Source organism: Rhodobacter sp. NTK016B, from assembly GCF_017303295.1.
Classification (GTDB): Bacteria; Pseudomonadota; Alphaproteobacteria; order Rhodobacterales; family Rhodobacteraceae; genus Pararhodobacter.
In genome coordinates, this window is sequence record NZ_JAFKOK010000001.1 from 83,311 (window position 1) to 108,558 (window position 25,248).

Below are 25,248 nucleotides of genomic sequence, written 5' to 3' on the forward strand. Positions count from 1 at the left end.
AAAAGAAGGGGGCTGTCTGCCCCCTCTTGGCCTGCGGCCAATTCACCCCCGAGGATATTTTCAGAACAAAGACGGGACGATTAACGCGCTTTTGACGCGGCATCTTTGTTCCAAAAATATCCCGGGGGTGAGACGCGCCAGCGTCGAGGGGGCAGCGCCCCCTGCGACGGCGGACTTCAGACAGACGCTTTGAGCGTGTCGATGAGGTCGGTCTTTTCCCACGAGAAACCGCCATCCGCATCCGGCGCGCGGCCGAAATGGCCATAGGCCGCCGTGCGCTGGAAGATCGGTTTGTTGAGGCCCAGATGGGTACGGATGCCGCGCGGGGTCAGGTCCATGCTTTTGGCGACCGCGTGTTCGATCGCCTCGTCGGGGACCGTACCGGTGCCGTGGGTGTCGATATAGATCGACAGCGGGCGCGCGACGCCGATGGCGTAGCTGAGCTGCAGCGTGCAGCGTTTGGCTAGCCCTGAAGCGACGACGTTCTTGGCAAGGTAGCGCGCGGCATAGGCAGCCGAGCGGTCGACCTTGGTCGGATCCTTGCCCGAGAAGGCGCCGCCGCCATGCGGGGCCGCGCCGCCATAGGTGTCGACGATGATCTTGCGGCCGGTCAGGCCCGCATCGCCATCGGGGCCGCCGATCACGAATTTGCCCGTCGGGTTCACGTGCCAGACGCTGTCGGGCAGGATCCAGCCTTCGGGCAGGACTTCGTGGAAATAGGGCGTGACGATCTGCTTCACGTCGTCCGAGGTCAGCGCCGGGTCGAGATGCTGGGTCGACAGCACGATCGACGACACGCCGACCGGCTTGTTATCGACGTATTTCACGGTGAGCTGCGACTTGGCGTCGGGGCCGAGCTGAGGCTCGGTGCCGTTCTTGCGCACTTCGGCCAGTCGCTTGAGGATCGCATGCGCATAGAGGATCGGCGCCGGCATGAGTTCGGGCGTCTCGTCGGTGGCGTAACCGAACATGATGCCCTGATCGCCCGCGCCTTCGTCCTTGTTGCCCGACGCGTCCACGCCCTGGGCGATATCGGCCGATTGCGCGTGCAGGTAGCTGTCGACGCTCAGATTGGCCCAGTGAAAGCCGTCCTGTTCGTAGCCGATATCGCGCACGCAGTCGCGGGCGATGTCTTCGACCCGCTGGATGACGCTGGCCGGGCCGCGCACCTCGCCACCGATAATGACGCGGTCGGTGGTGGCGAAGGTTTCGCAGGCGACGCGGCTTTGCGGGTCTTCGGCGAGGAAGGCATCGAGGATGGCGTCGGAAATCCGGTCACAGACCTTGTCCGGATGCCCCTCGGACACGGATTCCGAGGTGAAGACGTAGTTCGAACGGCTCATGGGATTGGGTGCTCCATTGGTGTCGCCCGTCACGCCAGGAAGCCGTTGTGACGGGGGTAAGAACGGCTAACGCGCCCCCGGAGGGACGTCAATTGCTTTATGTGTCGCTTTTGTCGCGCTTGGTAAAGGCACGGGCCCGGCGCCGAACCCCTCCTGCGGCGATCAGAAGCGCCATGCCGAGGCTCAGGCCCGCATACCATGGCAGGTCGCCGATGCGGGTATAGGGCGTGGGCGGCAGCGCGCCGGGCAGCGCCGCGTCGAGCGCGCCCATCTGTCCCATCGGCAGCGCGGCGGTGATCCGGCCATGCGCATCGACCATTGCCGAGATGCCGGTATTGGCCACGCGCGCCAGCGGCAGGCCGGTTTCGATGGCGCGCAGCCGGGCCTGAGCAAAATGCTGGAACGGGCCGATCCGCTCGCCGAACCATGCGTCATTGGTCGATTGCAGCAGCCAGTCGGGCCGCTCGGTGCCACGCAGGTTGCGGGGGAAGACGGCCTCGTAGCAGATCAGCGGCAAGGCGCGACCGGCGGGGCCCAGATCCATCAGCTCGGGCCCCGGGCCGGGCGTATAGCCCGAGAGCATCCGCGCGGCGAGCCCGCCCCAGCCCTGCCGCGCCGCCCAGTCGCCGATGATCGGGATATATTCGCCGAAGGGCACGAGGTGATGTTTGTCGTAGGTGGCCTGCACCCTGCCCTCGGTATCGATAAGGGCGAGAGAATTGAAATACTGGCCGCGCGGGTTCTGGCGCTGGATGCCGATCACGCTGGGCACCCCGCTGGCGGCGGCGATCATCTCAAGCCCGTCGCCGGGACGGTCGAGCAGGAAGGGCGCCGAGGTTTCCGGCCACAGGATCAGATCGGGGGACGCGCCGAGCGCCGGATCGGCGGGCGCGGCAGAGAGGTCGAGATGGCGCTCGAAGAAGGGCCGCACGAGGTCGCGCTGCCATTTGAGGTCTTGCGGCACATTCGCCTGAACAAGGCGCAAGATCTGGCCCGGCCCGTCGGGCAGCGGCTGGGCGAGACGTTGCGCACCCCAGGCCCAGGCGCCGCCCAGAGCGAGGGGGGCGACGATCAGGGCGGCGACGGCGCGCAGCCACGCGCCCTGCCCTGCCCGGGTGGCGGCAACCGCCAGCGCGGCGGCAAGGCTGAGCGTCAGCCCGCTGAGCAGAAGCGGCCCGCCCAGTGCGGCGATCTGATCGACCGGCGTACCGACCCAGATATGGCCGCTCAGCGCCCAGGGGAAGCCGGTGAACAGGATGCCGCGCAGGGCCTCGAAGGCCAGCAGGGCGAAGGCCCCGCGCCAGATCCGGGCACTGAGGCGCGGGCTGGAGCGGCCGGCAAGCCAGAGCGGCACGGCCCAGAACAGCGCCATGCCGCCGGCCATGAGCAACAGCGCGAACGGCGCCATCCACGCGGTGCTGGCCGCATCGACGAGGAAAGGATCGACGATCCAGATCATGACCGGCCCGAACTGCCCCAGCCCGGCCAACAGCGCGCGTCGGAAGACAGCGCCGGGGGTGGGCGCCCGCGCCGTGACCCAGAGGATCAGCGCGATCCCTGCCAGCGCCAGCGGCCACAGCCCCCATGGCGCCTGCCCGGTGGCGGCGAGCGCCCCGGCGGCGAGGGCGATCAGGAACGGGAGCAGGCGTTGCGCCATGGGGTGCTTTCAGGCCCGGTCGGCGGCTCTGGCGTCGTCGGGGGCCGGGGGGACCGGCATGTCGGAGGACGGCGTATCGGAGGACGGCGTATCGGCTTCGGACGGCGCGAGGGCGCGCTGGCCGTTGCGCTCAGCCAGTCTGTCACCCGATTGCTCGCCGTGATCACTGGCCCCTGCGCGACGCAAGCGTACGCGTTTGACGCGACGGGGATCGGCGTCGAGCACTTCGATCTCGTGCCCGGCCGGATGGTCGATAACCTCGCCACGCGCGGGCACGCGGCCCAGAAGGACGTAGACCACGCCCCCCATCGTGTCGATTTCCTCATCCTCGATCCCGTCGCGCAGGTCGATGCCCAGCGCTTCGTGCAGATCGTCAAGCATGGCACGAGCCTGAATGAGCCAGGTGTCCTCGGATTCCTCGGACCACAGATGCTCGTCTTCGGTGTCGTGCTCGTCGTCGATCTGACCCACGACCTGTTCGAGCAGATCCTCGATCGTCACCAGCCCGTCGACGCCGCCATATTCGTCGATGACCAGCGCCATATGCGTGCGTTCGGTCTGCATCTTCTGCAACAGCACGATCAGCGGCATCGAGGGCGGTACATAGAGCATCGGGCGCAGCAGCGCCGCGATATCGACCTCGCCGCCCAGATCGAAGCCGCGTTTGAGCACCAGATCCTTGAGCAGCAACAGCCCGATCGGCCTGTCGAGCGTTTCGGAATAGACGGGCAGACGCGAGAAACCGGACTCCCGGAACACGTCGATCAGGTCTTCGCGCCCGATATCTTCGGGAATTGCGACGATCTCGGCCTTTGGAATGGAGACGTCCGCGACGCGCAAGCGTCGCAGGTTGGCTAGCCCCGGAAGGACTTGGCGCATCGAGGTGCTCAGGGCGTTCTCGGCTTCGCTTTGTGCCTCATGCGGCGTGAGGGCCTCGAACAAACGGGCCAGCAATCCCCTGTGTCCTGAATTGCCGTCGGTACTCTGGTCGTCGCCATCGGCGCTATCGACCGATGCGGGCGCCCCCGAAGTGATGTCGCTCATGGGTCCTTTCCAACTGGTTTCCCGTCAATCGACCCCGGCCACGCCATGTGGCAGGCCCGAATCATCGGTTGCATATGGGTCGGCAATGCCTAGCTTCGCAAGGATCTCGACCTCGGTTTTTTCCATCAAGGCCGCATCTTCGTCGGTTTCATGATCATATCCGAGTAAATGAAGCGTTGAATGGACGATCAGATGAGTGGCGTGGTCGGCAGCGCTTTTACCCTGCTCGCGGGCTTCGCGCGTGCAGGTCTCGAGGGCCAGCGCGATATCGCCCAGCATTTCGGGATCCTCGGGCGTGCCGGTTTCGGGCGCCTCGGGCGCGCCGCCGGGCGTGTCGGGCGACAGGTCCCATGTCGGCCATGACAGCACGTTTGTCGGTTTGTCCTTGGCGCGGAACTGGGCGTTCAGACCGCGGATGCGGGCGTCATCACAGGCCAGCAGGCTGATCTCGACAAGCGCCGGGTCATGGCCCAGATGCGTCAGTGTGGCCCCGCAGGCGCGGGGCGCAAGCGCGTCGAGATCCAGAGGACCCCATCGTTCATCTTCGGTGACAAGCTCGACCGGCATGGGTCCAAGGTAATCCGCGTTGGCCCCCGATACCAGAGGGGCAACGGCGCGCATGGCAAGAGCGCGCCGTTCTGAGGTCAGACCTGCGCCGGCGACTGGCGGTCATAGGCTTCGATGATCCGCGCAACCAGCGGGTGGCGCACGACATCGACAGCGGTGAAATAGGTGAAGCCGATACCCTTCACGCCCTGCAGGATACGCTCGGCGGCGACGAGGCCCGAGGTCTGCCCGCGCGGCAGGTCGACCTGCGTGCGGTCGCCGGTGATCGCCATATGCGAGCCCTCGCCCAGACGGGTCAGGAACATCTTCATCTGCAGTTCGGTCGCGTTTTGCGCCTCATCAAGCACGACGAATGCGTTCGACAGGGTCCGCCCGCGCATGAAGGCCAGCGGCGCGATCTCGATGCGCTTTTCTTCCAGCAGCTTCTGCAGCGTCTTGGCCGGAAGGAAGTCGTTCAGCGCGTCATAGAGCGGCTGCATGTAGGGATCGACTTTTTCCTTCATGTCGCCGGGCAGATAGCCCAGCTTCTCGCCCGCCTCGACCGCCGGACGCGACAGGATGATCCGGTCGACATGGCCCTCGACGAAATGATGCACGGCGGCGGCGACGGCGATATAGGTCTTGCCGGTGCCCGCAGGACCGATGCCGAAATTCAGCTCGTGCTCGAACAGCGATTTCGCATAATCCTGCTGCGCCTTGGTGCGCGGCGCCACATGCTTCTTGCGGGTGCGGATCTCGACCTGCCCGGTGCGGAACATCTCGAGCTGTTTCTCACCCTTCTCCCCGGCCGACAGACGCACGGCACCATCGACATCGCCGGGTTCGACGGCCTTGCCGCCCTTGAGACGGGCATAGAGCGATTTGAGCGTTTCGGCAGCGCGCGCGCGGGCATGTTCTTCGCCCATGATGTGCAGCTGGTTTCCCCGGTGGATGATCTGGACGCCAAGATCTTCCTCGAGCTTGACCAGATTGCGGTCGTATTCCCCGCACAGATCGACAAGCAATCGGTTATCGGCGAATTCAAGCAGGGTCTGCATGGCGTCGCCGGTACTGGGCGGGGGGGTCAGCGCGCTGATGCCCAAATGGCTCTCCTCTCTGGCCGTGTCCCGTGATGGGTCCTGCGATGGATCCGGTGGGAATAGGTTCATGCTGCCCTGCCAATGCTTGTCTCGCAAGCAACGTTTGGATGACATCCTGCGGTGGAACGCGGAAAGGTGAGAAACTGTTCCGTGGCGATGCAGAAATGCGACATCTGGTGCAGATGTCGCGAGGACCCACAACAAATCCACGCAACAGAGGCACGGCGCTTGACGAAGACGCCAGACCCCGCTGGAATCGCGCCGGCCGCCCCTTCGCTCACGCGGGCACGGGGGCCAGTTCGCCCGACAGCGAATTGGGCGCACTGCCGGTGATCCGCACGCGGCGCAGCTCGCCCGGCTTGGCGTCGCAATCGCCGACATGGACGGCGTGCAGATAGTCGGACTTGCCGACCATCTGGCCCGGCAGGCGGCCCTTTTTCTCGAACAACACACTGACCTCGCGCCCGACCTGCGCCAGTTGCGCGGCCTTTTGCTGCTCGGTGATGAGCGCCTGCAAGCGGTGAAGACGCTCGTCCAGCACCGGCTCTGGCAGGACGGGGCGTTCCGCGGCCGGGGTGCCGGGGCGTGCGGAGTACTTGAAGGTAAAGGCCGAATGATAACCCACCGCCCGCACGAGGCTGAGCGTATCCTCGAAATCCTGATCCGTCTCGCCGGGGAAACCCACGATGAAATCGCCCGACAGCGCCAGATCGGGACGCGCGGCGCGCAGCCGCTCGATCAGCCGCAGGTAATCCTGCGCGGTGTGCTTGCGGTTCATCGCCTTCAGCACGCGGTCCGAGCCCGATTGCACGGGCAGATGCAGATACGGCATCAGCTTGGCCTCGTCGCCATGCGCGGCGATCAGGTCCTCGGTCATGTCGTTGGGATGGCTGGTCGTGTAGCGGATGCGCCAAAGCCCGTCGATCTCGGCCAGAGCGCGGACCAGCCGGGCCAGCGTCCATGTCCCGTCCGCACCTTCGCCATGGTAGCCATTCACGTTCTGGCCCAGCAGCGTGATCTCGCGCACGCCGCGCTCGACCAGATCGCGCGCCTCGCGCAGAAGACGGTCGGCCGGGCGGCTGACCTCGGCGCCGCGGGTATAGGGGACCACGCAGAAGGCGCAGAACTTGTCGCAGCCTTCCTGCACCGTCAGGAAGGCGGTCGGGCCCCGGCTGGCACGCGGGCCTTTTGGCAGGCGCTCGAACTTGTCTTCCTCGGGGAAGTCGGTATCGACCGGACGGGCGCCGGCGCGGGCCGCCTGCTCCATCGCGGGCAGGCGATGATAGGTCTGCGGCCCGACGACCAGATCGACCACGGGCGCGCGTTTGAGGATCTCTTCCCCCTCGGCCTGCGCGACGCAGCCAGCGATGCCGATTTTCAGCTCGGGATTGGCGTCTTTCAGCGGGCGCAGACGCCCCAGCTCGGAATAGACCTTTTCGGCGGCCTTCTCGCGGATATGGCAGGTATTGAGCAGGATCATGTCCGCATCGTCGGCGCGGTCGGTCGTGACATAGCCGTTCGCGCCCATGGCCTCGGCCATGCGCTCGCTGTCATAGACGTTCATCTGGCAGCCGTAGGTCTTGATGAAAAGCTTCTTCGGCGCGGTCATGGGTCAATCCTGTCGCTGGATGGCGCGCATGTAACTCTTATCGCTGCCCGCATCAACCGAGGGGAACGGCGCGATGAGCGCCCGCAAGGGGGCGAAAAGCGTCCTCGCGCGCCCATTTGCAATAAACCGGTAGCAATTTGGCGCAAGGATAAGTACATCCCCCCCGCAAGAGAATGGGCCCGAAGACCGGGTCGCGAAGCACAGGGAGTCTTCATGCGCCGTGTTGTCATCACCGGTATCGGCATCATCTCGCCCATCGGGAACTCCGCCGCCGAGGTCGACGCCAGCCTGCGCGCGGGGAAATCCGGCATCGTCGCCGCGCCGGAATACACCGAGCGCGGCTTCCGCAGCCAGGTGCAGGGGATGCCGCAGATCGACCTTGCCGCGCATATCGACAAGCGCGACCTGCGTTTCATGGGCGCGGGTGCGGCGTATAACTTCCTCGCCATGCAGCAGGCGATCGCCGATAGCGGGCTTGAGGACAAAGACGTCTCGAACGAACGCACCGGCCTGATCACCGGCTCGGGCGGGCCGTCGACGGCCAATCTGTTCGTCGCCCACAACACCGTGGTCGAAAAGGGCTCGCCCAAGCGGATGGGGCCGTTCATGGTCACGCGCTGCATGTCGTCGACCAATTCGGCCTGTCTGGCGACGCCGTTCAAGATCAAGGGCGTGAATTATTCGATCACCTCGGCCTGTTCGACCAGTGCGCATTGCATCGGCAACGGGGTCGAACAGATCCAGATGAACAAGCAGGACATCGTGTTCGCGGGCGGCGGGGAAGAGCTGGACTGGACGCTGTCGTGCCTGTTCGACGCGATGGGCGCGATGTCGTCGAAATACAACGATACGCCGCAGCAGGCCTCGCGCCCCTTCGACGCGACGCGGGACGGTTTCGTCATCGCCGGCGGTGGCGGGGTCGTGGTGCTGGAAGAACTGGAACACGCCAAGGCGCGCGGCGCGAAGATCTATGCCGAGGTGACGGGCTATGGCGCGACCTCGGACGGCCACGACATGGTAGCGCCGTCGGGCGAAGGCGGCGAGCGGTCGATGAAGCTGGCGATCGGCACCCTGCCCGAGGGTCGCAAGGTCACCTACATCAACGCGCATGGCACCTCGACGCCCGCAGGCGACGTGACCGAGATCAAGGCCGTGCGCCGCGTCTTCGGCGAAGAGAACCCGCCGCCCGTGGCCTCGACCAAGTCGATGACCGGGCACAGCCTCGGCGCGACCGGCGTGCATGAGGCGATCTATTCGCTTCTGATGATGCAGGGCAATTACATCGCACCGTCGATCAACGTCACGCAGCTGGATCCCGAGATCCGCCCGCACGAGGTCGTCACCGAGCTGCGCGAGAATGTCGAGCACGATTCGGTGCTGTCCAACAGCTTCGGCTTCGGCGGCACCAACGCGACGCTGGTCATGTCGAAATACCGTTCGTAACTCTGCGTTCGTAACTCTGGGAGAACCGGTCATGGCCGATCTGATGAAGGGCAAGCGCGGCTTGGTCATGGGCGTGGCCAATGAACGCTCGATCGCATGGGGCATTGCCTCGGCGCTGGCCGCCGAGGGGGCCGAGCTGGCCTTCAGCTATCAGGGCGATGCGTTCGGCAAGCGGGTCGAGCCGCTGGCGGCGTCGCTCGGCGCGGATTTTCTGGTCGATGTCGATGTGACCAGCGACGAAAGCCTTGATGCCGCCTTCGGCGCGATCAAGGACCGCTGGGGCAGCATCGACTTCCTGATCCACGCCATCGCCTATTCCGACAAGTCGGAACTGGCGGGCCGGTTCACCAATACAACGCGCGCCAACTTCAAGAATTCGCTGGATATTTCCTGCTATTCCTTCATCGACGTGTCGCGTCGCGCGGCTGAGCTGATGCCCGAGGGCGGCTCGCTGATCACGCTGACCTATGGCGGCTCGAACCGGGTGACGCCGTATTACAACGTGATGGGCGTGGCCAAGGCAGCGCTGGAAGCATCCGTCCGCTATCTGGCCAACGATCTGGGTCCGCAGGCGATCCGCGTCAACGCGATCTCGCCCGGCCCGATGAAGACGCTGGCGGGCGCAGCCATTGGCGGCGCGCGCAAGACCTTCCGTCACACCGAAGCCAATTCGCCGCTGCGCCACAACGCGACGCTGGAATCGGTGGGCGGCGCGGCGGTCTATCTGTGCTCGGATTACGGCGCCTGCACCACGGGCGACATCCTGATGGTCGATTCGGGCTACCATGTTCTGGGCATGCCCCAGCCCGAGGCGCTGTAAGCGCTCAACGGATCGTCAGGCTTTCGTAAAGCGCGCCGGCATCCTCATGGATGTCGGCATATTGCTCGGCCCCGCTGCGGGTGAAGCCCTCAACCGTCAGCTCGACCACCTCCCCTGATCCCAGCGGACACAGCACGCCTGTTACATCCTTGGGCAGCGGCTCTTGCCCGCGCGGCGCGCCGCTGCTGAGAGCCTGAAAGCCGTGGCACCAGCGGCCCGCGACGTCGGTGTCGTAGTCTTCGAACAGCGCTTCGGCATAGCCTGCCTCGCCCATCATCGCGGCGTGCTCGGCCAGACGCCGGGCGATCGTGTCGGTGGCCACCCCGCCCGTCCACGGATGCAGCCGGATCGAGGCGCGCAGCCAGTTATCCGGCCCGATCCGGCGCTCGGCGCTCTGGCCATCCGGATCGACCTGCCACGCCCCACCCGGCAGCGTCACGCGGGCCGCACCGGCACTCAGGCTTTGCCCCGAGGCGGCGGAAGCAGCCGTGAGAAAGATGGCAAACAGCGCGGTCCCAGACAGCGCGCGGGCGGTGGCAATGTGGCGCATGGTGACGTCCCCCGAAGAAATCTGTCAATCAATGAGGATAGATTGGCCCGCCCGCCCGTCTCGCGCAAATCAAACGCCCGTGCCGGGAGGGACACGGCGCCCGGCCCCAAGGCGCGCTATAAAAAAGGGCGGCCCCGAAGGACCGCCCTTTCATGTCTGCAACCGGATTTATCAGCCGATGATGTTGTTGAGCGTGCTCGATGGGCGCATCACCGCCGCGACCTTGGCTTCGTCGGGCAGGTAATAGCCGCCCAGATCAGCGGGCGAGCCTTCGGCCGCGTGGATCTCGGCCACGATCTTGTCTTCGTTCTCGACCAGCGCCTTGGCAATCGGCGCGAAGGCATCGGCAAGCGCCTTGTCCTCGGTCTGCGCGGCCATCGCTTCGGCCCAGTAACGCGCGAAGTAGTAATGCGAGGTGCGGTTGTCGTTCTGACCGACGCGACCCTTGGGGCCGTCATCGTTATCGAGCACCTTCTGCGTCGCCACGTCGATGGCTTTGCCCATGATCGCGCCCGCGGCATTGCCCTTCGACTCGCTCAGGAAGCTGAAGCTTTCGCCCAGCGCGCAGAACTCGCCAAGGCTGTCCCAGCGCAGGTGGCTTTCTTCCAGAACCTGCTGAACGTGCTTGGGCGCGGTGCCGCCGGCGCCGGTTTCGAACATGCCGCCGCCCTGCATCAGCTTGACGATCGACAGCATCTTGGCCGAGGTGCCCAGTTCGAGGATCGGGAACAGGTCGGTCAGGTAGTCGCGCAGCACGTTGCCGGTGATGGTGACGCAATCCTGCCCCTTCACCATGGTTTCCAGCGTGAAGCGGGTGGCTTCGCGCGGCGCCATGATCGGGATCTCGACCCCGGCCTCTTTCAGCGCGGGCTCGACATACTTGATCAGTTCGGCGTCATGCGCCCGGTTCTTGTCGAGCCAGAACGCCGCCGAGCCGGTCGCCTTGAAGCGCGCCACGCCCAGCGCGATCCAGTCGAGGATCGGCGCTTTCTTGGCCGTCGACGAGCGCCAGATATCGCCCGCCTCGACCGCGTGGCTGTGCAGCACCTCGCCCGAATCCAGCACGATCTCGACTTTGCCCTTGGCGGCGATCTCGAACGTCGTCGGATGCGAGCCGTATTCTTCGGCCTTCTGCGCCATCAGGCCCACATTCGACACCGAGCCACAGGTCGTGACGTCGAGTTTGCCGTGTTCCTTGAAATATTCGATCGTCTCGTCATAGACGCCCGCATAGCAATTGTCGGGGATGCAGCAGACGGTGTCGGCTTCCTTGCCGTCAGGCCCCCAGCCCTTGCCGCCCGCGCGGATCAGCGCAGGCATCGAGGCGTCGATGATCACGTCCGAGGGGACATGAAGGTTGGTGACGCCCTTGTCCGAGTTGACCATGTACATCGGCGGCTGCGCGTCCATCGCGGCCTTGTAATCGGCCTCGAGCGCGGCATTGCCCTTGATCTTGTTTTCCAGATCCGCCAGCCCCGAATTGGGGTTCCAGCCCAGCGCGTCCAGCTCGGCGCCGTGCTTGGCGATGAAGTCTTCCAGATAGACCTTGACGAAATGGCCGAACAGGATCGGGTCCGAGACCTTCATCATCGTAGCCTTCAGGTGCACCGAGAACAGCACGCCCGGTTCGATCGCGGCGATTTCCTGACGGATGAAGGCTTCAAGCGCGCGCGCCGACAGGAAGGTCGCGTCGACGACTTCGCCCTCAAGGTATTTCAGGCCCGATTTCAGCACCGTCTCAGCGCCGTCCTCGGCGGTAAAGACGATCTTCGCGCCCCCCGCCTGAGCCGCGGTGATGGTGGCCGATTTTTCGTTGGCGAAGAAGTCGTTGCCATCCATCGAGGCCACGCGGGTCTTCGAGTCTTTCGACCAGTCGCCCATCCGGTGCGGGTTGGCCATGGCGTATTGCTTGACCGGCTTGGCGGCGCGGCGATCCGAGTTGCCTTCGCGCAGGACCGGGTTCACCGCCGAGCCCTTCACGGCGTCATAGCGTGCGCGGGCCTCTTTCTCGGCATCGGTCTTGGGCTCGTAGGGGTAATTGGGGATCGCGAAGCCCTTGGCTTGCAATTCCTTGATCGCGGCGGTCAGCTGCGGCATCGAGGCCGAGATATTCGGCAGCTTGATGACATTGGCCGACGGCGTCTTCACCAGCTCGCCCAACCAGGCCAGATCGTCGGAAACGCGCTGCTCTTCGGTCAGATAATCGGAAAACAGCGCGAGGATCCGCCCGGCGACCGAGATATCGCGGGTCTCGACCGAGATCCCGGCCTTGTCGGCGAAAGCGCGGATGATCGGCTCGAGCGAGGCACGGGCCAGTTCGGGGGCCTCGTCCACCTTGGTGTAGATGATGTCGGGGGTATCGGTCATGTGCTGGTCCTCTGCAGGTCTCTGGCGGCGCTGTATCGGCGGCGCCCGGCCTCGGCGCGCAGGCACGCTGGGTTCCGGGCGACGGGAATCTCGCGGCAGCTTGATACGCCGCACGCTATGCGCTTCCTGACCGAAAAACCCGCCTCCGTCAAGCGTTGTGTACAATGGTATACTAAAATAGCGCCCCTCAGCCGTCCCTCACGGCACGAAACCGCCCGTGGGCCTTACCGGCGGCACCTGTGCCGCTTTTCACAGCGTCGCGTCGAGAAAGCCCAACAGGCCCTGCCAGCTATCGGCATCCGCCGCCGCGTCGTAATCGCGGCTGCCGGGCACGGTGAAAGCATGGCGCACATTGCCATAGATCCGCGCATCATGCGCGACACCTGCCTCGCGCAGCCCGATCAGCAGCGCGGCCAGCTCTTCGGGCCCCGAGACCGGGTCGGCCGAGCCGTGCCACAGCATCACCGGCCCCGAAACCTGCGCGTAATCCTGCCCCTCGGGCAGACCCAGACCACCATGGAAGATGCCGAACCCGTCCAGACCGGCCCCGGCCCGCGCCGCTTCCAGCGCAGCACTGCCGCCGAAACAATAGCCGATCAGCACCTGCCCCGCCCCGGCGCCCGGCAATCCGTCTGCCGCAGCCATCGCCGCGTCCAGTCGCGCGCGCAGCACCGCCCGGTCCGCCAGAAGCGCACCCGACAAGCGGCGATAATCCTCCATCCCCTGCGGATCGGCCTCGACGCCATAGAGATCCAGCGCCACGGCGGTATACCCTTCCGCCGCCAGCATCGCCGCGCGCTCGCGCTCGTACTCGGTCAGCCCGTCCCAGTCGTGGACGATCATCACCAAGCCGCGCGACGCCACGGCGTCATCGCGCGTGACCACCCCCTCGAACCGCGTCCCGTCCACGCTGTAAGCCAACGCCTCGCGCACGATCTCGGCCCGGGCCGGCAACGCCGCCCCGCCCGCCGCTATCGCCGCCAGCGTGATACCTGCGATTCTTCCCGTCATGTCGTGCATTCCATCCTCCCCGTTTTCGATCCCGAACCCTGCTTTGCAGATAGCGCCCCTTCATCTTTGATCCAGAAGTATCCCGGGGGCGGCGGCACGCCGGCGGGGGCAGAGCCCCCGAGGCGCCGGGCGGGGCTCGATGCCCCGCCCGGCGCCCCTTCCCCTTGCCGCGCGAAGCTGCGACAGAGGGACAAACGCCAAGGAACGAGGCTGCGATGCACTGGGTCTATCTTCTCACCGCGATCTTCTTCGAAACCGTGGGCACCACCGCGCTCAAGGCCTCGGCGGGCTTTACCCGGCTCGGCCCCTCGCTGCTGGTGGTGGTGGCCTACGGGGCCTCGTTCTGGCTGTTGGCGATGGTGCTCAAGGTGATGCCGGTGGGAATCGCCTATGCGGTCTGGTCGGGGGCGGGCATCGTCCTGATCTCGGCCATCGGTTTCGTGATTTTCGGCCAGCGACTCGACCTGCCCGCGATCCTCGGGATCGTGCTGATCATGGCGGGTATTCTGATCATCAACCTGTTCTCCAACGCGACCCCGCACTGACCCCAACCTTCCGATCTGAGAGCCTGCCCGATGACCGACCCCGCCCGCCATTCGCTGTTCGAAGACATTCAGGGTATCGCCTTCGGCTCGGCCATGGCGGCGTTTTCGGTGACGATCCTGACCCATCTGGGGCTGATCACCGGCCAGACGGCGGGGCTGGCGGTGCTGATCTCGTATCTCACGGGCTGGAGCTTCGGGATCGTGTTCTTCGTGATCAACCTGCCGTTCTACTGGTTCGGCTACCGGCGCTTCGGGCTTGCCTTCACCGTCAAGACCTTCTGCGCCGTGGCGCTCTTGTCCGTGCTGAACCTGCTTGCCCCCGACTGGATCGCCTTCGAGCGGCTGAATGTCGCGGCGGGCGCGGTTCTGTTCGGCATGGTCTGCGGCACCGGGCTGATCGCCCTCTTTCGCCACGGCGCAAGCCTTGGCGGCGTGGGCATCGTCGCCCTCGCCGTGCAAGATCGCTGGGGCTGGCGCGCGGGCTGGGTGCAGCTTGGTTTCGACGCCGCGCTGTTCGGGCTGGCGCTGGCGCTGTTGCCCGACTGGCGGCTGATCGCGTGGTCGGCAATGGGGGCGCTGGTGGTCAATTCCGTGATCGCCATCAATCACCGCCGCGACCGCTACATCGCGACCTGAGCCCCGTCAGACTTTGTCTTCAGCCTTAGTCGTCAGCCCGTCTGGGCGCGGGCATAGGTCGTCTGCACGAACCCGTTCTCCCACGAACGCGTTTCGACCAGCCTGAGCGGCACGCGCCCGGTCTCGCCGAAAAGCGGGCGCCCGCCGCCCAGAAGCAGCGGCACGCGGGTCACGGTCAGCCGGTCGACGAGGCCCGCGCGCAGGAAACTGGTGATGATCTGGCCGCCATCGACATAGACCCGACCGATCCCGGCCGCACCCAACTCGTCCATCACCGCCTCGGGGCTGGCGCGGCTGACCCGCGCCCGCCCGGGTAGCGGCGCGGGCAATTCGGTCCCGAGGCTTTGCGACAGCACAATCACCGGCACCTCATAGGGCCAGTCGGGAAAGCCGCGCAGCGTTTCGAAGGTACCGGCCCCCATGACGATGGCGTCGATCCCCGTCATGAAGGCGCCGTAGCCGAAATCCTCGCCCTCGGGCACCGGCATCGTGGTGAGCCAGTCGATCCCGCCTTTCGGATCGGCGATATAGCCATCAAGCGTGGCTGCGATGAAGACGTGACATTCGGGGCGCATGCCGTCTGTTTAGGTCCCCGCGCGGCGATGGGCAACCGCCCGGGGGCCCGCCCCTGCCCGACCCAGCCGTCAGGGGATGACCTGATAGATCGATTGCACAAAGCCATGCGGCCAGCTTCGCGTGTCGAGATGGATCATGTATTGCGGCCCGGGATCGGTGAAAAGCGGCACGCCTGCGCCCAGCAGCACGGGCAGCCGGGTCAGCGTCATTCGCTGCACCAGACCGTCGCGCAGACAGCTCGAGATCAGCTGCCCGCCATCCAGATAGACACGTTTCGCGCCCCCCTGCGCCAGCTGCGACAGCGCCGCTTCAGGCGTGTCGTCAAGAATGGTCACCCGGTTGCGCAGCGCGGGCGGCACGTCGCGCTGGGACAGGCTGGCCGACAAAACGGTGACCGGCTTGTCATAGGGCCAGTCGCGATAGTCCAGAAGCGAGCGAAAGGTATTGGCGCCGATCAGCAGGCAATCGACGCGATCATAGAAAGCGGCGTAGCCGTGATCCTCGTCATCCGGAGCGGGCAACATCACCAGCCAGTCAAGCCCGCCCGCCACGTCGGCGATATAGCCGTCAAGGGACATGGCGATGAAAACATGGACTTCGGGCAGCATGACGGGCCTGATTGACGGGGCTTGGTGAAGCCAAAGCGGGGCGGCAAAGCCCTTCGAGGGCCAGAGTCGGCGGAACGACGCCAGCATCGCCGCCAGACCTTGCATCGAGGTAAACGGAAACGCGGTTACCCACGGCGCACGCCCTCTTGCCCGCATAGCTCGCTCCCGACTGGGCATGTCCGGGCTGGGCATGTCCCGGATGCATGGCAAGCATTCGCGCCCTGCACTGGCCTTTCGCGCTGCGCCGCGGCATATTCAGGTCATGATTGCTGACCCATCGACCGACCCGCATTATACCTTGTTCGAGGATATCCAGGGCCTCGTCGTCGCCTCGGCGCAGGCGGCTCTGGGCATCCACCTGCTACGTGCCGCCGGGCTGATGACCGGCGGCACGGCGGGATTCGCACTGCTCGTGGCCTACGGCATGGGCTGGAATTTCTCGCTGGTCTTTTTCGCGCTCAACATCCCCTTTTTCGCGCTGGCCTGGTGGCTGCGCGGCCCGGTCTTTTGCGCGAAAAGCCTCGGCACCGTGACGCTGGTCTCGCTGATGGCCGAGGCGCTCAAACCGCTCATGGGGATCAGCGCGATCCACCCGGGCGCGGCGGCGGTGCTGTTCGGGGTCAGCGCGGGCGTCGGATTGCTGGGCCTCTTTCGCCATTCCGGCAGCCTTGGTGGCGTGTCGATCGTCGCGATGATCCTGCAAGACCGCTTCGGCATTCGTGCCGGGGTGACGCAGCTTGCTCACGATCTGGCCCTTTTCGCGCTGGCGGCGGCGATCCTGCCGCTCGACCGCGTACTGTGGTCGCTGCTGGGCGCGGTGATCCTGAACGCGGTGATCGCACTCAATCACCGCCGCGACTGGTACGTCATGCGCTGATCGGTCGCCTTGGACCGCGAACGCGACTCGCCAAAGCCACAAAGCTGTTGTATGCGCGGCAGCGCAGCAAACAGGACAGTTCCATGGACCTTCGCAATATTGCGATCATCGCGCACGTCGACCACGGCAAGACCACCCTTGTCGATGAGCTTCTGAAACAATCCGGCGTTTATCGCGAAGGCCAGGCCGTCACCGAGCGCGCCATGGATTCCAACGACCTCGAACGCGAGCGCGGGATCACCATCCTTGCCAAGGCGACCTCGGTCGAATGGAAGGGCACGCGGATCAACATCGTCGACACCCCCGGCCACGCCGATTTCGGCGGCGAGGTCGAGCGCATCCTGTCGATGGTGGACGGCGTGTGCCTTCTGGTCGATGCGGCCGAAGGACCGATGCCGCAGACGAAATTCGTGACCTCGAAAGCGCTGGCGCTGGGTCTGAAGCCGATCGTCGTGCTCAACAAGGTCGACAAACCCGCCGCCGAGCCCGACCGCGCGCTCGACGAGGTGTTCGACCTCTTCGCCAATCTCGGCGCCTCGGACGAACAGCTCGATTTCCCGGTCCTCTATGCCTCGGGGATCAATGGCTGGGCCGATGACGAACTCGACGGGCCGCGCAAGGACATGACGGCGCTGTTCGAAATGGTGGTCCGCCATGTTGAGCCGCCCAAGCAGATCGCCGCCGCGAACGAGCCCTTCCGCATGCTCGCCACCACGCTGGGCGCGGACCCGTTCATCGGCCGCATCCTGACCGGCCGGGTCGAAGCGGGCACGCTGAAGGTTGGCACCACGCTCAAGGCGCTCTCGCGCACCGGCGAGCGGATCGAACAGTTCCGCGTGACCAAGATCCTCGCCTTCCGCGGTCTCGGACAGCAACCCATCGACGAGGCCATCGCGGGCGATATCGTCTCGCTCGCGGGCATGACCAAGGCCACTGTGGCGGACACGCTGTGCGACCCGGTGGTCGACACCCCGATCGACGCGCAGCCGATCGACCCGCCGACCATCTCGGTCACCTTCGGTATCAACGACAGCCCGCTGGCCGGACGCGACGGCTCGAAGGTGCAGTCGCGCGTGATCCGCGAGCGGCTGATGAAAGAAGCCGAATCCAACGTCGCCATCAGGATCGACGACACGCCGGGCGGCGAGGCGTTCATCGTCTCGGGGCGCGGCGAATTGCAGATGGGCGTGCTGATCGAGAACATGCGCCGCGAAGGCTTCGAGCTGTCGATCTCGCGCCCGCGCGTGATCTTCCGCGACGAAGACGGCCAGCGCATGGAGCCGGTCGAAGAAGCGATCATCGATGTCGATGACGAATATTCGGGCGCGGTGATCGAGAAGCTGACGGGCCCGCGCAAGGGCGATCTGGTCGAGATGAAACCGGCAGGCGCCGGCAAGACCCGGATCGTTGCGCATGTCCCCTCGCGCGGGCTGATCGGCTATCAGGGCGAGTTCATGACCGATACCCGTGGCACCGGCGTGCTTAACCGCCTGTTCCATTCCTGGGCGCCGTACAAGGGCCCGATCCAGGGCCGCCGCCAGGGCGTGCTGATCTCGATGGAGAACGGCGTTTCGGTGGCTTACGCGCTGTGGAACCTCGAAGATCGTGGCAAGATGTTCATCGGCGCGCAGGAACAGATCTACGAGGGCATGATCATCGGCGAGCATTCGCGCGACAACGATCTCGAAGTGAACCCGCTCAAGGGCAAGAAACTGACCAACGTGCGCGCCTCGGGCACCGATGACGCAGTGCGCCTGACGCCGCCAGTTATCATGTCGCTGGAACAGTCGATCGCCTATATCGACGACGACGAACTGGTCGAGGTGACGCCGAAATCGATCCGCTTGCGCAAACGCTATCTCGATCCGCACGAGCGCAAGCGCAAGGCGAAGACCGAAGGCTGAGGGTAAACCGCGCGGCGCACATCCGGCGCTGCCGTGGGAACCAAAACGAGGGGGCTGCGCGCCCCCTCGCGCTCCCAGCGCCAAAGGGGGACACGCCCCCCTTTGGAAACCCCGTGGATATTTCTGGATCAAAGATGCCGTTAAGGCTTTGTTCACCGCGCATATTGGATCTGAAAATATCCTGGGGGTGAGGCCGCAAGGCCGAGGGGGCAAGGCCCCCCTTTTTCCATTTCCGCTCGCCTTTACGCACAGAATTTGGCATCAAGATCCCGTTAGCGCAAACGGCGGGAGGGAACGATGCGGTGGGGAATTCTGGGAGCGGCGAAAATCGCCCGCACGGCGCTGATGCCGGCGCTCAACGCGGCGCGGGGCGCGGAATTCGCGGCACTCGCCACCGGATCTGAACGCAAGGCGCGAGCCTTTACCGAGGTCACACCGCATTTGAGGGTCCATGAAAGCTACGAGAGCCTGCTCGCCGATCCCGAGATCGATGCGATCTATATTCCCCTGCCCAACCATCTGCATGTCGACTGGACGCTCAGGGCGCTGGCTGCGGGCAAGCATGTGCTGTGCGAAAAGCCGCTGGCGCTCAGCGCGCCCGAGATCGACGCGGTAATCGCCGCGCGCGATGCCTCAGGGCTGATCTGCGCCGAGGGCTTCATGGTGTGCCATCATCCGCAATGGCACCGCGTGCGGCAGATGCTGGCCGACGGCGCCATCGGCGATCTGCGGCATGTCGAGGCCGCGTTCAGCTTCCATAACGACGATCCGGCCAATATCCGCAACCGCCCCGAAACCGGCGGCGGCGCGCTCTACGATATCGGCGTCTATCCCTGCGTCACCACGCGCTTCGCCACCGGAAAAGAGCCGGGCGCGATCCACGCGGCGTTGGAGGTCGAAAACGGCGTCGACACCATGGCGCGGGTCTGGGCCGAGTTCGACGGCTTCACCCTGTCTTTCTATTGCTCGACGCGGATGGCGCCCCATCAGCGCATCGCCTTTCACGGCACCAAAGGCGTCATCGAGTTGCGCGCACCGTTCAATGCGGGCGTTGCCGCCGCGGCCGAAGTGGTCTTGCGGCGCGGCTATGACGAGACGCGGATCGAGCGGTTCGAGCCGGTCGATCAATACCGGCTGATGGTCGAAGCGTTCGAGCGCAGCGCACTTGAGGGGGCGCCGTTCGATTGCCCGCTCGAATTCTCGCGCGGGAATGCGGCGATGATCGATGCCATTCGCGCGGCGGGCGGGCTGTGAGCGGATCTCGGCCATAGGCAGGGCGGGTCGGAACCGCTAGGCTCGATCGCATCGTAAGCGACGGAGTTTATTCATGCGTGTTCTTCTGATGATTGCCTGCCTTGCCCCCCTGCCCGCTTTCGCCGAAGCGGGGATCGCCTTCGTTCAGGCGCCCGAGATGTCCTCGGGCATGGCGGCGGGGGCTTCGCGCGGCGAAGCAATTGATGCGGCGATTGCAGAATGCGTCGCGGGCGGCGCGATGGAAGAGGATTGCATCGTCACCAATTGGTGTGCGCCGGCGGGCTGGTCGATCGACATTTTCGCGCAGCATCGCGAGGGGTTGCACTGGCACGAAGTGGTTTGTGGCCTGCCGACGCGGGCGGTGGGCGAGATGGTAGCGCAAACGATGTGCGATCGCGGCGAACGGCCCGAACTGATCGAATGCCAGCTGGTTCAGGTTTATGACCACGAGGGCACGCCGCAGATGGAATACTGAATGAAATAAACCCTTTGCATTGTAACAAAATCTTGCAATTCTGCCGCCGCACTGCAGAAATCGGCCCAGCCTACAGGCCGATCCAGAGGGAGATGTCCGGATGCCCGGTTTCAACAAGATCCTGATTGCCAACCGTGGCGAGATCGCGATCCGCATCATGCGGGCCGCGAACGAGCTGGGCAAGAAAACGGTTGCCGTCTACGCCGAGGAAGACAAGCTGGGTCTGCACCGCTTCAAGGCGGACGAGGCTTACCGGATCGGCGAAGGGCTGGGCCCGGTCGCGGCCTATCTCTCGATCCCCGAGATCATTCGCGTCGCCAAGAAGGCGGGCGCGGATGCGATCCATCCGGGCTATGGCCTGCTCAGCGAGAACCCCGCGCTGGTCGATGCCTGCGTCGAGGCGGGCATCACCTTCATCGGCCCCAAGGCCGAGACGATGCGCGCGCTGGGTGACAAGGCAAGCGCGCGCAAGGTGGCGATCGAAGCGGGCGTGCCGGTGATCCCCGCGACCGAGGTTCTGGGCGACGACATGGCCGAGATCCGGCGCATGGCCGATGAAGTGGGCTATCCGCTGATGCTGAAAGCCAGCCATGGTGGCGGCGGCCGCGGGATGCGTCCGATCCTGAGCGCGGACGAGCTTGAGACCAAGGTGCGTGAAGGGCGGCGCGAGGCCGAAGCCGCGTTCGGCAACGGCGAGGGCTATCTGGAAAAGATGATCCAGCGCGCGCGCCATGTCGAGGTGCAGCTGCTGGGCGACACCCATGGCAATCTCTATCATCTGTATGAGCGCGACTGCACCGTCCAGCGCCGCAACCAGAAGGTCGTCGAGCGCGCGCCCGCCCCCTATCTGAGCGACGCCCAGCGCGAGGAAGTCTGCGCGCTGGCGCTGAAGATTGGCCAGTCGGTCGGTTATCAATGCGCGGGCACCGTCGAATTCCTGATGGATATGGATTCGGAGAAGTTCTACTTCATCGAGGTGAACCCCCGCGTTCAGGTCGAGCATACCGTCACCGAGGAAGTGACCGGCATCGACATCGTCAAGGCGCAGATCCGTGTCTGCGAAGGCGCGACGCTGGCCGAGGCCACGGGCACGCCCAGCCAGTCGGACGTGACGCTCTCGGGCAATGCGCTGCAATGCAGGATCACCACCGAGGACCCGCTCAACAACTTCATCCCCGATTACGGTCGCCTGACTGCCTATCGTTCGGCCACCGGCATGGGGATCCGTCTGGATGGCGGCACCGCCTATGCGGGCGGGGTCATCACCCGGTTCTACGATTCGCTGCTGGTCAAGGTCACGGCCTGGGCCCCGACCCCGCAGGAAGCCATCGCGCGGATGGACCGGGCGCTGCGCGAGTTCCGTATCCGGGGCGTGTCCACCAACATCGCTTTCGTCGAGAACCTGCTCAAGCACCCGACCTTTCTCGCCGATCAGGCGACGACCAAGTTCATCGACACCACGCCCGAGCTGTTCACCTTCGAGACCCGGCGCGACCGGGGTACGAAGGTTCTGACCTATCTCGCGGACATCACCGTCAACGGACACCCCGAGACAGCAGGACGGACCCGTCCCGCGGCCCAGCCGCGCCCGCCCGTGGCCCCGGCGGCCCGCGTCGATACACCGCCACCCGGAACCCGCACGTTGCTGCAGGAAAAGGGCGCCAAGGCCGTGGCCGACTGGATGAAGGATCAGTCAAAGCTGCTGTTGACCGACACGACGATGCGCGACGCGCACCAGTCGCTGCTGGCGACCCGGATGCGGTCGATCGACATGATCCGCGTGGCGCCCGCCTATGCTGCGAACCTGCCCGAGCTGTTCTCGGTCGAATGCTGGGGCGGCGCGACCTTCGATGTGGCGTACCGGTTCTTGCAGGAATGTCCGTGGCAGCGCCTGCGCGACCTGCGCAAAGCAATGCCCAACCTGCTGACGCAGATGCTGCTGCGCGCCTCGAACGGCGTCGGCTATACCAACTATCCCGACAACGTAGTGCAGAGCTTTGTGGCGCAGGCCGCCGAGACCGGCGTCGATGTGTTCCGGGTCTTCGACAGCCTGAACTGGGTCGAGAACATGCGCGTCGCGATGGATGCGGTGATCGAGTCGGGCAAGATCTGCGAAGGCACGATCTGCTATACCTCGGATCTTCTGGACCCCGGCCAGCAGAAGTACACCGTTGATTATTATGTTAAAATGGCAAAGGAGCTGGAGGCGGCCGGCGCGCAGGTGCTGGGCGTGAAGGACATGGCAGGCGTGCTGAAAGCCCCCGCCGCCAAGGTTCTGTTCTCGGCTCTGAAGGATGCGGTCGACCTGCCCATCCATTTCCACACCCATGACACCTCGGGCGCCGCCATCGCCACGATCATCGCCGCCGCCGATGCGGGCGTCGATTGCGTCGATGCCGCGATGGATGCGCTGTCGGGCAATACCAGCCAGCCGACGCTGGGCTCAGTCGTCGAAGCCTTCCGTCATACCGACCGCGATACCGGGATCAGCATGGGCGCGGTGCGCGAAATCTCGGATTACTGGGAACAGGTGCGCGCGCATTACGGTGCCTTCGAAACCGGCCAGCAGGCCCCCTCGTCCGAGGTCTATCTGCACGAAATGCCGGGCGGTCAGTTCACCAACCTCAAGGCGCAGGCCCGCTCGCTGGGTCTGGAAGAGCGCTGGCCCGACGTGGCGCGCGCCTATGCCGACGCCAACCAGATCTTCGGCGATATCGTCAAGGTGACGCCGTCCTCGAAGGTGGTGGGCGACATGGCGCTGATGATGGTCAGCCAGGGCCTGAGCCGCAAGGATGTCGAGGATCCCAAGCGCGAGATGTCCTTCCCCGATTCGGTGATCGACATGCTCAAGGGCAATCTGGGTCAGCCCGAGGGCGGCTGGCCCGAGGGCATCACCCTGAAGGCGCTGAAGGGCGAGAAACCCTCGACCGAGCGTCCGGGCAAGCATCTGAAGCCGGTCGATCTCGACGAGATCCGCGCCGAGTTGTCGGCCAAGATCGACGATGTCGACTTCGACAACGAGGATCTCAACGGCTACCTGATGTATCCCAAGGTCTTCACCGACTATATGGAACGCCACCTCGCCTATGGCCCGGTGCGCACGCTGCCCACATGGAACTTCTTCTACGGCATGGAGCCGGGCGAAGAGATCACGGCTGAAATCGACCCCGGCAAGACGCTGGAAATCCGGCTGATCGCCGTGGGCGAGACGCAGGATGATGGTGAAGTGCGGGTGTTCTTCGAACTGAACGGCCAGCCTCGTACGATCCGGGTGCCCAACCGCAAGGTAAAGGCCACGCAGGCCGCGCGACCCAAGGCCGAGGATACGAACGAGAACCATGTCGGCGCGCCGATGCCGGGCTCGATCGCCTCGGTCGGTGTCAGCGTCGGTCAGAAAGTCAATGCGGGCGATCTGCTGCTGACCATCGAGGCGATGAAGATGGAAACTGGCCTGCATGCCGAACGCGCGGCGACGGTGAAAGCCGTGCATGTGCAGCCGGGCGCGCAGATCGAAGCGCATGACCTGCTGATCGAGTTCGAGTAAGCGCCGTCAGAGCGTTTGCTGAGACACGAAAAGGGGGCGCCCGGCGCCCCCTTTTTTGCATGGTTTTCAGATCAGGTTGGCCGGGACGACCCGGCATGCCGGATAATCAGTGCTTGGCGTAGAACGCGTCGACTTCACGATCGGCTTCGTCCTTGGACTTGCCGTAGCGCTCCTGGATCTTGCCCGAGAGCTTGTCCTTGTGACCTTCGACGACGTCCAGGTCGTCATCCGTGAGCTTGCCCCACTGGACCTTGGCCTCGCCTTTGATCTGCTTCCATTTGCCTTCGACAGTGTCGCCGTTCATGGAACCACTCCTTTGGTTTCTGCCGCAGAACATCTGCGGTTCGGGAACAAAACGCGTGGACTGACTTTCGGTTCCCGGCCCGCACAACTCTCATGGGAACGTTATGCAGACCCTGAACACGGCATGTCCGCAGCGCGTGGCGCAGTGCTTTGGGCGAAATAAATGCGTTATATCAAGGGGAAGGGCGGCTAATCTGCCATTGCCGGACCACGGGGCACAAAATCCGCAGGTGGCGTGTTTTTTTCCTCTTGCAGGCCGCGCCGCCTTCGCCTAAATCAGCGCCTACCAAACGGGTGCGGGCGTAGCTCAGGGGTAGAGCATAACCTTGCCAAGGTTAGGGTCGTGAGTTCGAATCTCATCGCCCGCTCCAATTGGACCAAAAGCGGCGGCCTTCGGGCCGCCGTTTTGTTTTGCCGCGTCAGGCAGGCAACACAACCCGGCGGCGCTGCCAGTATTCCAGTATCGCCAGATTGATCAGCCAGCTTCCCCAGGCGGTCACGTCGTAGGTTTCCGTCACCGTCCAGCCCATCGCCACCAGCGGCCCCATGATCAGCCGCAGCGTGACGGCGGCGAAGGTCAGCGCGACCGAGCGCAGCATCCAGCGACGATGCGCGACAAGATCCCCGGCGCGCGCCCTGACGATACCCAGAGCCGTTGTCCCGATCCACGCCAGCGCCAGCACACCGAACCCCGCCTGTGCAAAGCCCGAGCCCTGAAACCCCGGCAACATTGCCAGCGATGCAACACCGCTCGCGACGATGGCCAGTGCATAGACGCGTCCGGTCCAGCGGTGCAAAGCCGGGCGCTTGCGACGCAGCCCCTGCCAGAGCTGAAACGGCGCGAGGCCGAGCGCGAGCGGCCCTGCGGTCATGTGGACCCATGTCCCGACCGGCGCGCTGTCGAGGTAATGCAGCATATGCGGCATCGCCTCGGCCATCGGCAGTACGAGGAAACGCCACGATGCAAGCGCGATGATCAGCGAGAGGCTCCAGAAGAACCAGGCGAAGGGGCGGGTCATGGCGGTCTCCTTGACAG

At 65.1% G+C, this 25,248-nt stretch carries 22 protein-coding genes, 1 tRNA gene and 1 riboswitch; of the genes, 10 read left to right on the forward strand and 13 right to left on the reverse strand.

Annotated elements, in window-relative coordinates; all coding sequences use genetic code 11:
• Positions 1–176 precede the first annotated feature (176 nt).
• The 6 genes from metK to miaB form a co-directional block, all read right to left on the reverse strand.
• The gene (metK, locus tag JI664_RS00460; protein ID WP_207011740.1) at positions 177–1,343 is read right to left on the reverse strand and encodes a methionine adenosyltransferase; all 1,167 of its coding nucleotides are present in this window, start codon (positions 1,341–1,343) and stop codon (positions 177–179) included.
• A gap of 9 nt (positions 1,344–1,352) precedes the next feature.
• A riboswitch (SAM-SAH riboswitch) is annotated at positions 1,353–1,400 on the reverse strand.
• Positions 1,401–1,440: 40 nt separating this feature from the next.
• Positions 1,441–3,000 carry an apolipoprotein N-acyltransferase gene (gene lnt / locus JI664_RS00465; RefSeq protein ID WP_207011741.1) on the reverse strand — a complete coding sequence of 520 codons (1,560 nt, stop codon included), beginning with the start codon at positions 2,998–3,000 and terminating at the stop codon, positions 1,441–1,443.
• A gap of 9 nt (positions 3,001–3,009) precedes the next feature.
• The gene (locus tag JI664_RS00470) at positions 3,010–4,044 is read right to left on the reverse strand and encodes a transporter associated domain-containing protein (RefSeq protein WP_207011742.1); all 1,035 of its coding nucleotides are present in this window, start codon (positions 4,042–4,044) and stop codon (positions 3,010–3,012) included.
• A 24-nt stretch (positions 4,045–4,068) separates the two neighbouring features.
• Complete coding sequence (ybeY, locus tag JI664_RS00475) at positions 4,069–4,611, reverse strand: rRNA maturation RNase YbeY (protein WP_207012084.1); 543 nt, start codon at positions 4,609–4,611, stop codon at positions 4,069–4,071.
• A gap of 77 nt (positions 4,612–4,688) precedes the next feature.
• Positions 4,689–5,648 (reverse strand): PhoH family protein, encoded by a 960-nt coding sequence (locus JI664_RS00480; RefSeq protein WP_286173723.1) that lies wholly within the window; start codon positions 5,646–5,648, stop codon positions 4,689–4,691.
• A 319-nt stretch (positions 5,649–5,967) separates the two neighbouring features.
• Positions 5,968–7,299, reverse strand: a complete 1,332-nt coding sequence (miaB, locus tag JI664_RS00485; protein ID WP_207011744.1) for a tRNA (N6-isopentenyl adenosine(37)-C2)-methylthiotransferase MiaB — start codon at positions 7,297–7,299, stop codon at positions 5,968–5,970.
• Between the two features lie 213 nt (positions 7,300–7,512).
• Between miaB and fabB the strand changes: the two genes are divergently transcribed.
• Both fabB and JI664_RS00495 read left to right on the forward strand, forming a co-directional pair.
• A complete protein-coding gene (gene fabB, locus JI664_RS00490; protein WP_207011745.1) occupies positions 7,513–8,742 on the forward strand; it encodes a beta-ketoacyl-ACP synthase I in 1,230 nt (409 codons plus the stop codon).
• 31 nt (positions 8,743–8,773) lie between these two features.
• Positions 8,774–9,562: an enoyl-ACP reductase FabI gene (locus JI664_RS00495; protein WP_207011746.1), complete on the forward strand. Its 789-nt coding sequence runs from the start codon at positions 8,774–8,776 to the stop codon at positions 9,560–9,562.
• A 4-nt stretch (positions 9,563–9,566) separates the two neighbouring features.
• Here JI664_RS00495 and JI664_RS00500 read toward each other — a convergent pair whose 3' ends face one another.
• The 3 genes from JI664_RS00500 to JI664_RS00510 form a co-directional block, all read right to left on the reverse strand.
• A complete protein-coding gene (locus JI664_RS00500) occupies positions 9,567–10,112 on the reverse strand; it encodes a hypothetical protein (RefSeq protein WP_207011747.1) in 546 nt (181 codons plus the stop codon).
• Between the two features lie 171 nt (positions 10,113–10,283).
• On the reverse strand, positions 10,284–12,479 hold the full coding sequence (locus tag JI664_RS00505; protein WP_207011748.1) for an NADP-dependent isocitrate dehydrogenase: 2,196 nt from the start codon (positions 12,477–12,479) through the stop codon (positions 10,284–10,286).
• Between the two features lie 249 nt (positions 12,480–12,728).
• On the reverse strand, positions 12,729–13,490 hold the full coding sequence (locus tag JI664_RS00510) for a dienelactone hydrolase family protein (RefSeq protein ID WP_207011749.1): 762 nt from the start codon (positions 13,488–13,490) through the stop codon (positions 12,729–12,731).
• 215 nt (positions 13,491–13,705) lie between these two features.
• On the opposite strand from JI664_RS00510, the gene JI664_RS00515 reads away from it, so the two are divergent.
• Together JI664_RS00515 and JI664_RS00520 are read left to right on the forward strand one after the other, a co-directional pair.
• A complete protein-coding gene (locus tag JI664_RS00515; protein ID WP_207011750.1) occupies positions 13,706–14,035 on the forward strand; it encodes an SMR family transporter in 330 nt (109 codons plus the stop codon).
• Positions 14,036–14,065: 30 nt separating this feature from the next.
• Entirely contained in the window at positions 14,066–14,671 is a 606-nt protein-coding gene (locus JI664_RS00520; RefSeq protein WP_207011751.1) for a YitT family protein, read from the forward strand.
• A gap of 32 nt (positions 14,672–14,703) precedes the next feature.
• Here JI664_RS00520 and JI664_RS00525 read toward each other — a convergent pair whose 3' ends face one another.
• Together JI664_RS00525 and JI664_RS00530 are read right to left on the reverse strand one after the other, a co-directional pair.
• Positions 14,704–15,246 carry a dihydrofolate reductase family protein gene (locus JI664_RS00525; RefSeq protein WP_207011752.1) on the reverse strand — a complete coding sequence of 181 codons (543 nt, stop codon included), beginning with the start codon at positions 15,244–15,246 and terminating at the stop codon, positions 14,704–14,706.
• A gap of 69 nt (positions 15,247–15,315) precedes the next feature.
• Entirely contained in the window at positions 15,316–16,011 is a 696-nt protein-coding gene (locus JI664_RS00530) for a dihydrofolate reductase family protein (RefSeq protein ID WP_207011753.1), read from the reverse strand.
• Between the two features lie 106 nt (positions 16,012–16,117).
• Between JI664_RS00530 and JI664_RS00535 the strand changes: the two genes are divergently transcribed.
• From JI664_RS00535 to JI664_RS00555, 5 genes are all read left to right on the forward strand, one after another.
• On the forward strand, positions 16,118–16,732 hold the full coding sequence (locus JI664_RS00535) for a YitT family protein (RefSeq protein WP_207011754.1): 615 nt from the start codon (positions 16,118–16,120) through the stop codon (positions 16,730–16,732).
• A gap of 83 nt (positions 16,733–16,815) precedes the next feature.
• A complete protein-coding gene (gene typA, locus JI664_RS00540) occupies positions 16,816–18,636 on the forward strand; it encodes a translational GTPase TypA (RefSeq protein WP_207011755.1) in 1,821 nt (606 codons plus the stop codon).
• A gap of 297 nt (positions 18,637–18,933) precedes the next feature.
• Positions 18,934–19,890, forward strand: a complete 957-nt coding sequence (locus JI664_RS00545) for a Gfo/Idh/MocA family protein (protein WP_207011756.1) — start codon at positions 18,934–18,936, stop codon at positions 19,888–19,890.
• Positions 19,891–19,963: 73 nt separating this feature from the next.
• Positions 19,964–20,365 carry a hypothetical protein gene (locus tag JI664_RS00550; protein WP_207011757.1) on the forward strand — a complete coding sequence of 134 codons (402 nt, stop codon included), beginning with the start codon at positions 19,964–19,966 and terminating at the stop codon, positions 20,363–20,365.
• Between the two features lie 100 nt (positions 20,366–20,465).
• A complete protein-coding gene (locus tag JI664_RS00555) occupies positions 20,466–23,909 on the forward strand; it encodes a pyruvate carboxylase (protein WP_207011758.1) in 3,444 nt (1,147 codons plus the stop codon).
• A gap of 106 nt (positions 23,910–24,015) precedes the next feature.
• Here JI664_RS00555 and JI664_RS00560 read toward each other — a convergent pair whose 3' ends face one another.
• Positions 24,016–24,213, reverse strand: coding sequence for a CsbD family protein (locus tag JI664_RS00560; protein WP_207011759.1), 198 nt, complete (start codon positions 24,211–24,213; stop codon positions 24,016–24,018).
• A 295-nt stretch (positions 24,214–24,508) separates the two neighbouring features.
• Between JI664_RS00560 and JI664_RS00565 the strand changes: the two genes are divergently transcribed.
• Positions 24,509–24,583 (forward strand) — tRNA-Gly (locus tag JI664_RS00565).
• 48 nt (positions 24,584–24,631) lie between these two features.
• On the opposite strand, the gene JI664_RS00570 is transcribed toward JI664_RS00565, so the two are convergent.
• Positions 24,632–25,231: a DUF2306 domain-containing protein gene (locus JI664_RS00570; RefSeq protein ID WP_207011760.1), complete on the reverse strand. Its 600-nt coding sequence runs from the start codon at positions 25,229–25,231 to the stop codon at positions 24,632–24,634.
• Positions 25,232–25,248 lie beyond the last annotated feature (17 nt).

Bases quoted from the DNA above. Each gene is read 5' to 3' on its own strand.
- metK (WP_207011740.1), bottom strand. From the start codon at position 1,343: ATGAGCCGTTCGAACTACGTCTTCACCTCGGAATCCGTGTCCGAGGGG.
- lnt (WP_207011741.1), bottom strand. From the start codon at position 3,000: ATGGCGCAACGCCTGCTCCCGTTCCTGATCGCCCTCGCCGCCGGGGCG.
- JI664_RS00470 (WP_207011742.1), bottom strand. From the start codon at position 4,044: ATGAGCGACATCACTTCGGGGGCGCCCGCATCGGTCGATAGCGCCGAT.
- ybeY (WP_207012084.1), bottom strand. From the start codon at position 4,611: ATGCCGGTCGAGCTTGTCACCGAAGATGAACGATGGGGTCCTCTGGAT.
- JI664_RS00480 (WP_286173723.1), bottom strand. From the start codon at position 5,648: ATGCAGACCCTGCTTGAATTCGCCGATAACCGATTGCTTGTCGATCTG.
- miaB (WP_207011744.1), bottom strand. From the start codon at position 7,299: ATGACCGCGCCGAAGAAGCTTTTCATCAAGACCTACGGCTGCCAGATG.
- fabB (WP_207011745.1), top strand. From the start codon at position 7,513: ATGCGCCGTGTTGTCATCACCGGTATCGGCATCATCTCGCCCATCGGG.
- JI664_RS00495 (WP_207011746.1), top strand. From the start codon at position 8,774: ATGGCCGATCTGATGAAGGGCAAGCGCGGCTTGGTCATGGGCGTGGCC.
- JI664_RS00500 (WP_207011747.1), bottom strand. From the start codon at position 10,112: ATGCGCCACATTGCCACCGCCCGCGCGCTGTCTGGGACCGCGCTGTTT.
- JI664_RS00505 (WP_207011748.1), bottom strand. From the start codon at position 12,479: ATGACCGATACCCCCGACATCATCTACACCAAGGTGGACGAGGCCCCC.
- JI664_RS00510 (WP_207011749.1), bottom strand. From the start codon at position 13,490: ATGACGGGAAGAATCGCAGGTATCACGCTGGCGGCGATAGCGGCGGGC.
- JI664_RS00515 (WP_207011750.1), top strand. From the start codon at position 13,706: ATGCACTGGGTCTATCTTCTCACCGCGATCTTCTTCGAAACCGTGGGC.
- JI664_RS00520 (WP_207011751.1), top strand. From the start codon at position 14,066: ATGACCGACCCCGCCCGCCATTCGCTGTTCGAAGACATTCAGGGTATC.
- JI664_RS00525 (WP_207011752.1), bottom strand. From the start codon at position 15,246: ATGCGCCCCGAATGTCACGTCTTCATCGCAGCCACGCTTGATGGCTAT.
- JI664_RS00530 (WP_207011753.1), bottom strand. From the start codon at position 16,011: ATGCGGGCAAGAGGGCGTGCGCCGTGGGTAACCGCGTTTCCGTTTACC.
- JI664_RS00535 (WP_207011754.1), top strand. From the start codon at position 16,118: ATGATTGCTGACCCATCGACCGACCCGCATTATACCTTGTTCGAGGAT.
- typA (WP_207011755.1), top strand. From the start codon at position 16,816: ATGGACCTTCGCAATATTGCGATCATCGCGCACGTCGACCACGGCAAG.
- JI664_RS00545 (WP_207011756.1), top strand. From the start codon at position 18,934: ATGCGGTGGGGAATTCTGGGAGCGGCGAAAATCGCCCGCACGGCGCTG.
- JI664_RS00550 (WP_207011757.1), top strand. From the start codon at position 19,964: ATGCGTGTTCTTCTGATGATTGCCTGCCTTGCCCCCCTGCCCGCTTTC.
- JI664_RS00555 (WP_207011758.1), top strand. From the start codon at position 20,466: ATGCCCGGTTTCAACAAGATCCTGATTGCCAACCGTGGCGAGATCGCG.
- JI664_RS00560 (WP_207011759.1), bottom strand. From the start codon at position 24,213: ATGAACGGCGACACTGTCGAAGGCAAATGGAAGCAGATCAAAGGCGAG.
- JI664_RS00570 (WP_207011760.1), bottom strand. From the start codon at position 25,231: ATGACCCGCCCCTTCGCCTGGTTCTTCTGGAGCCTCTCGCTGATCATC.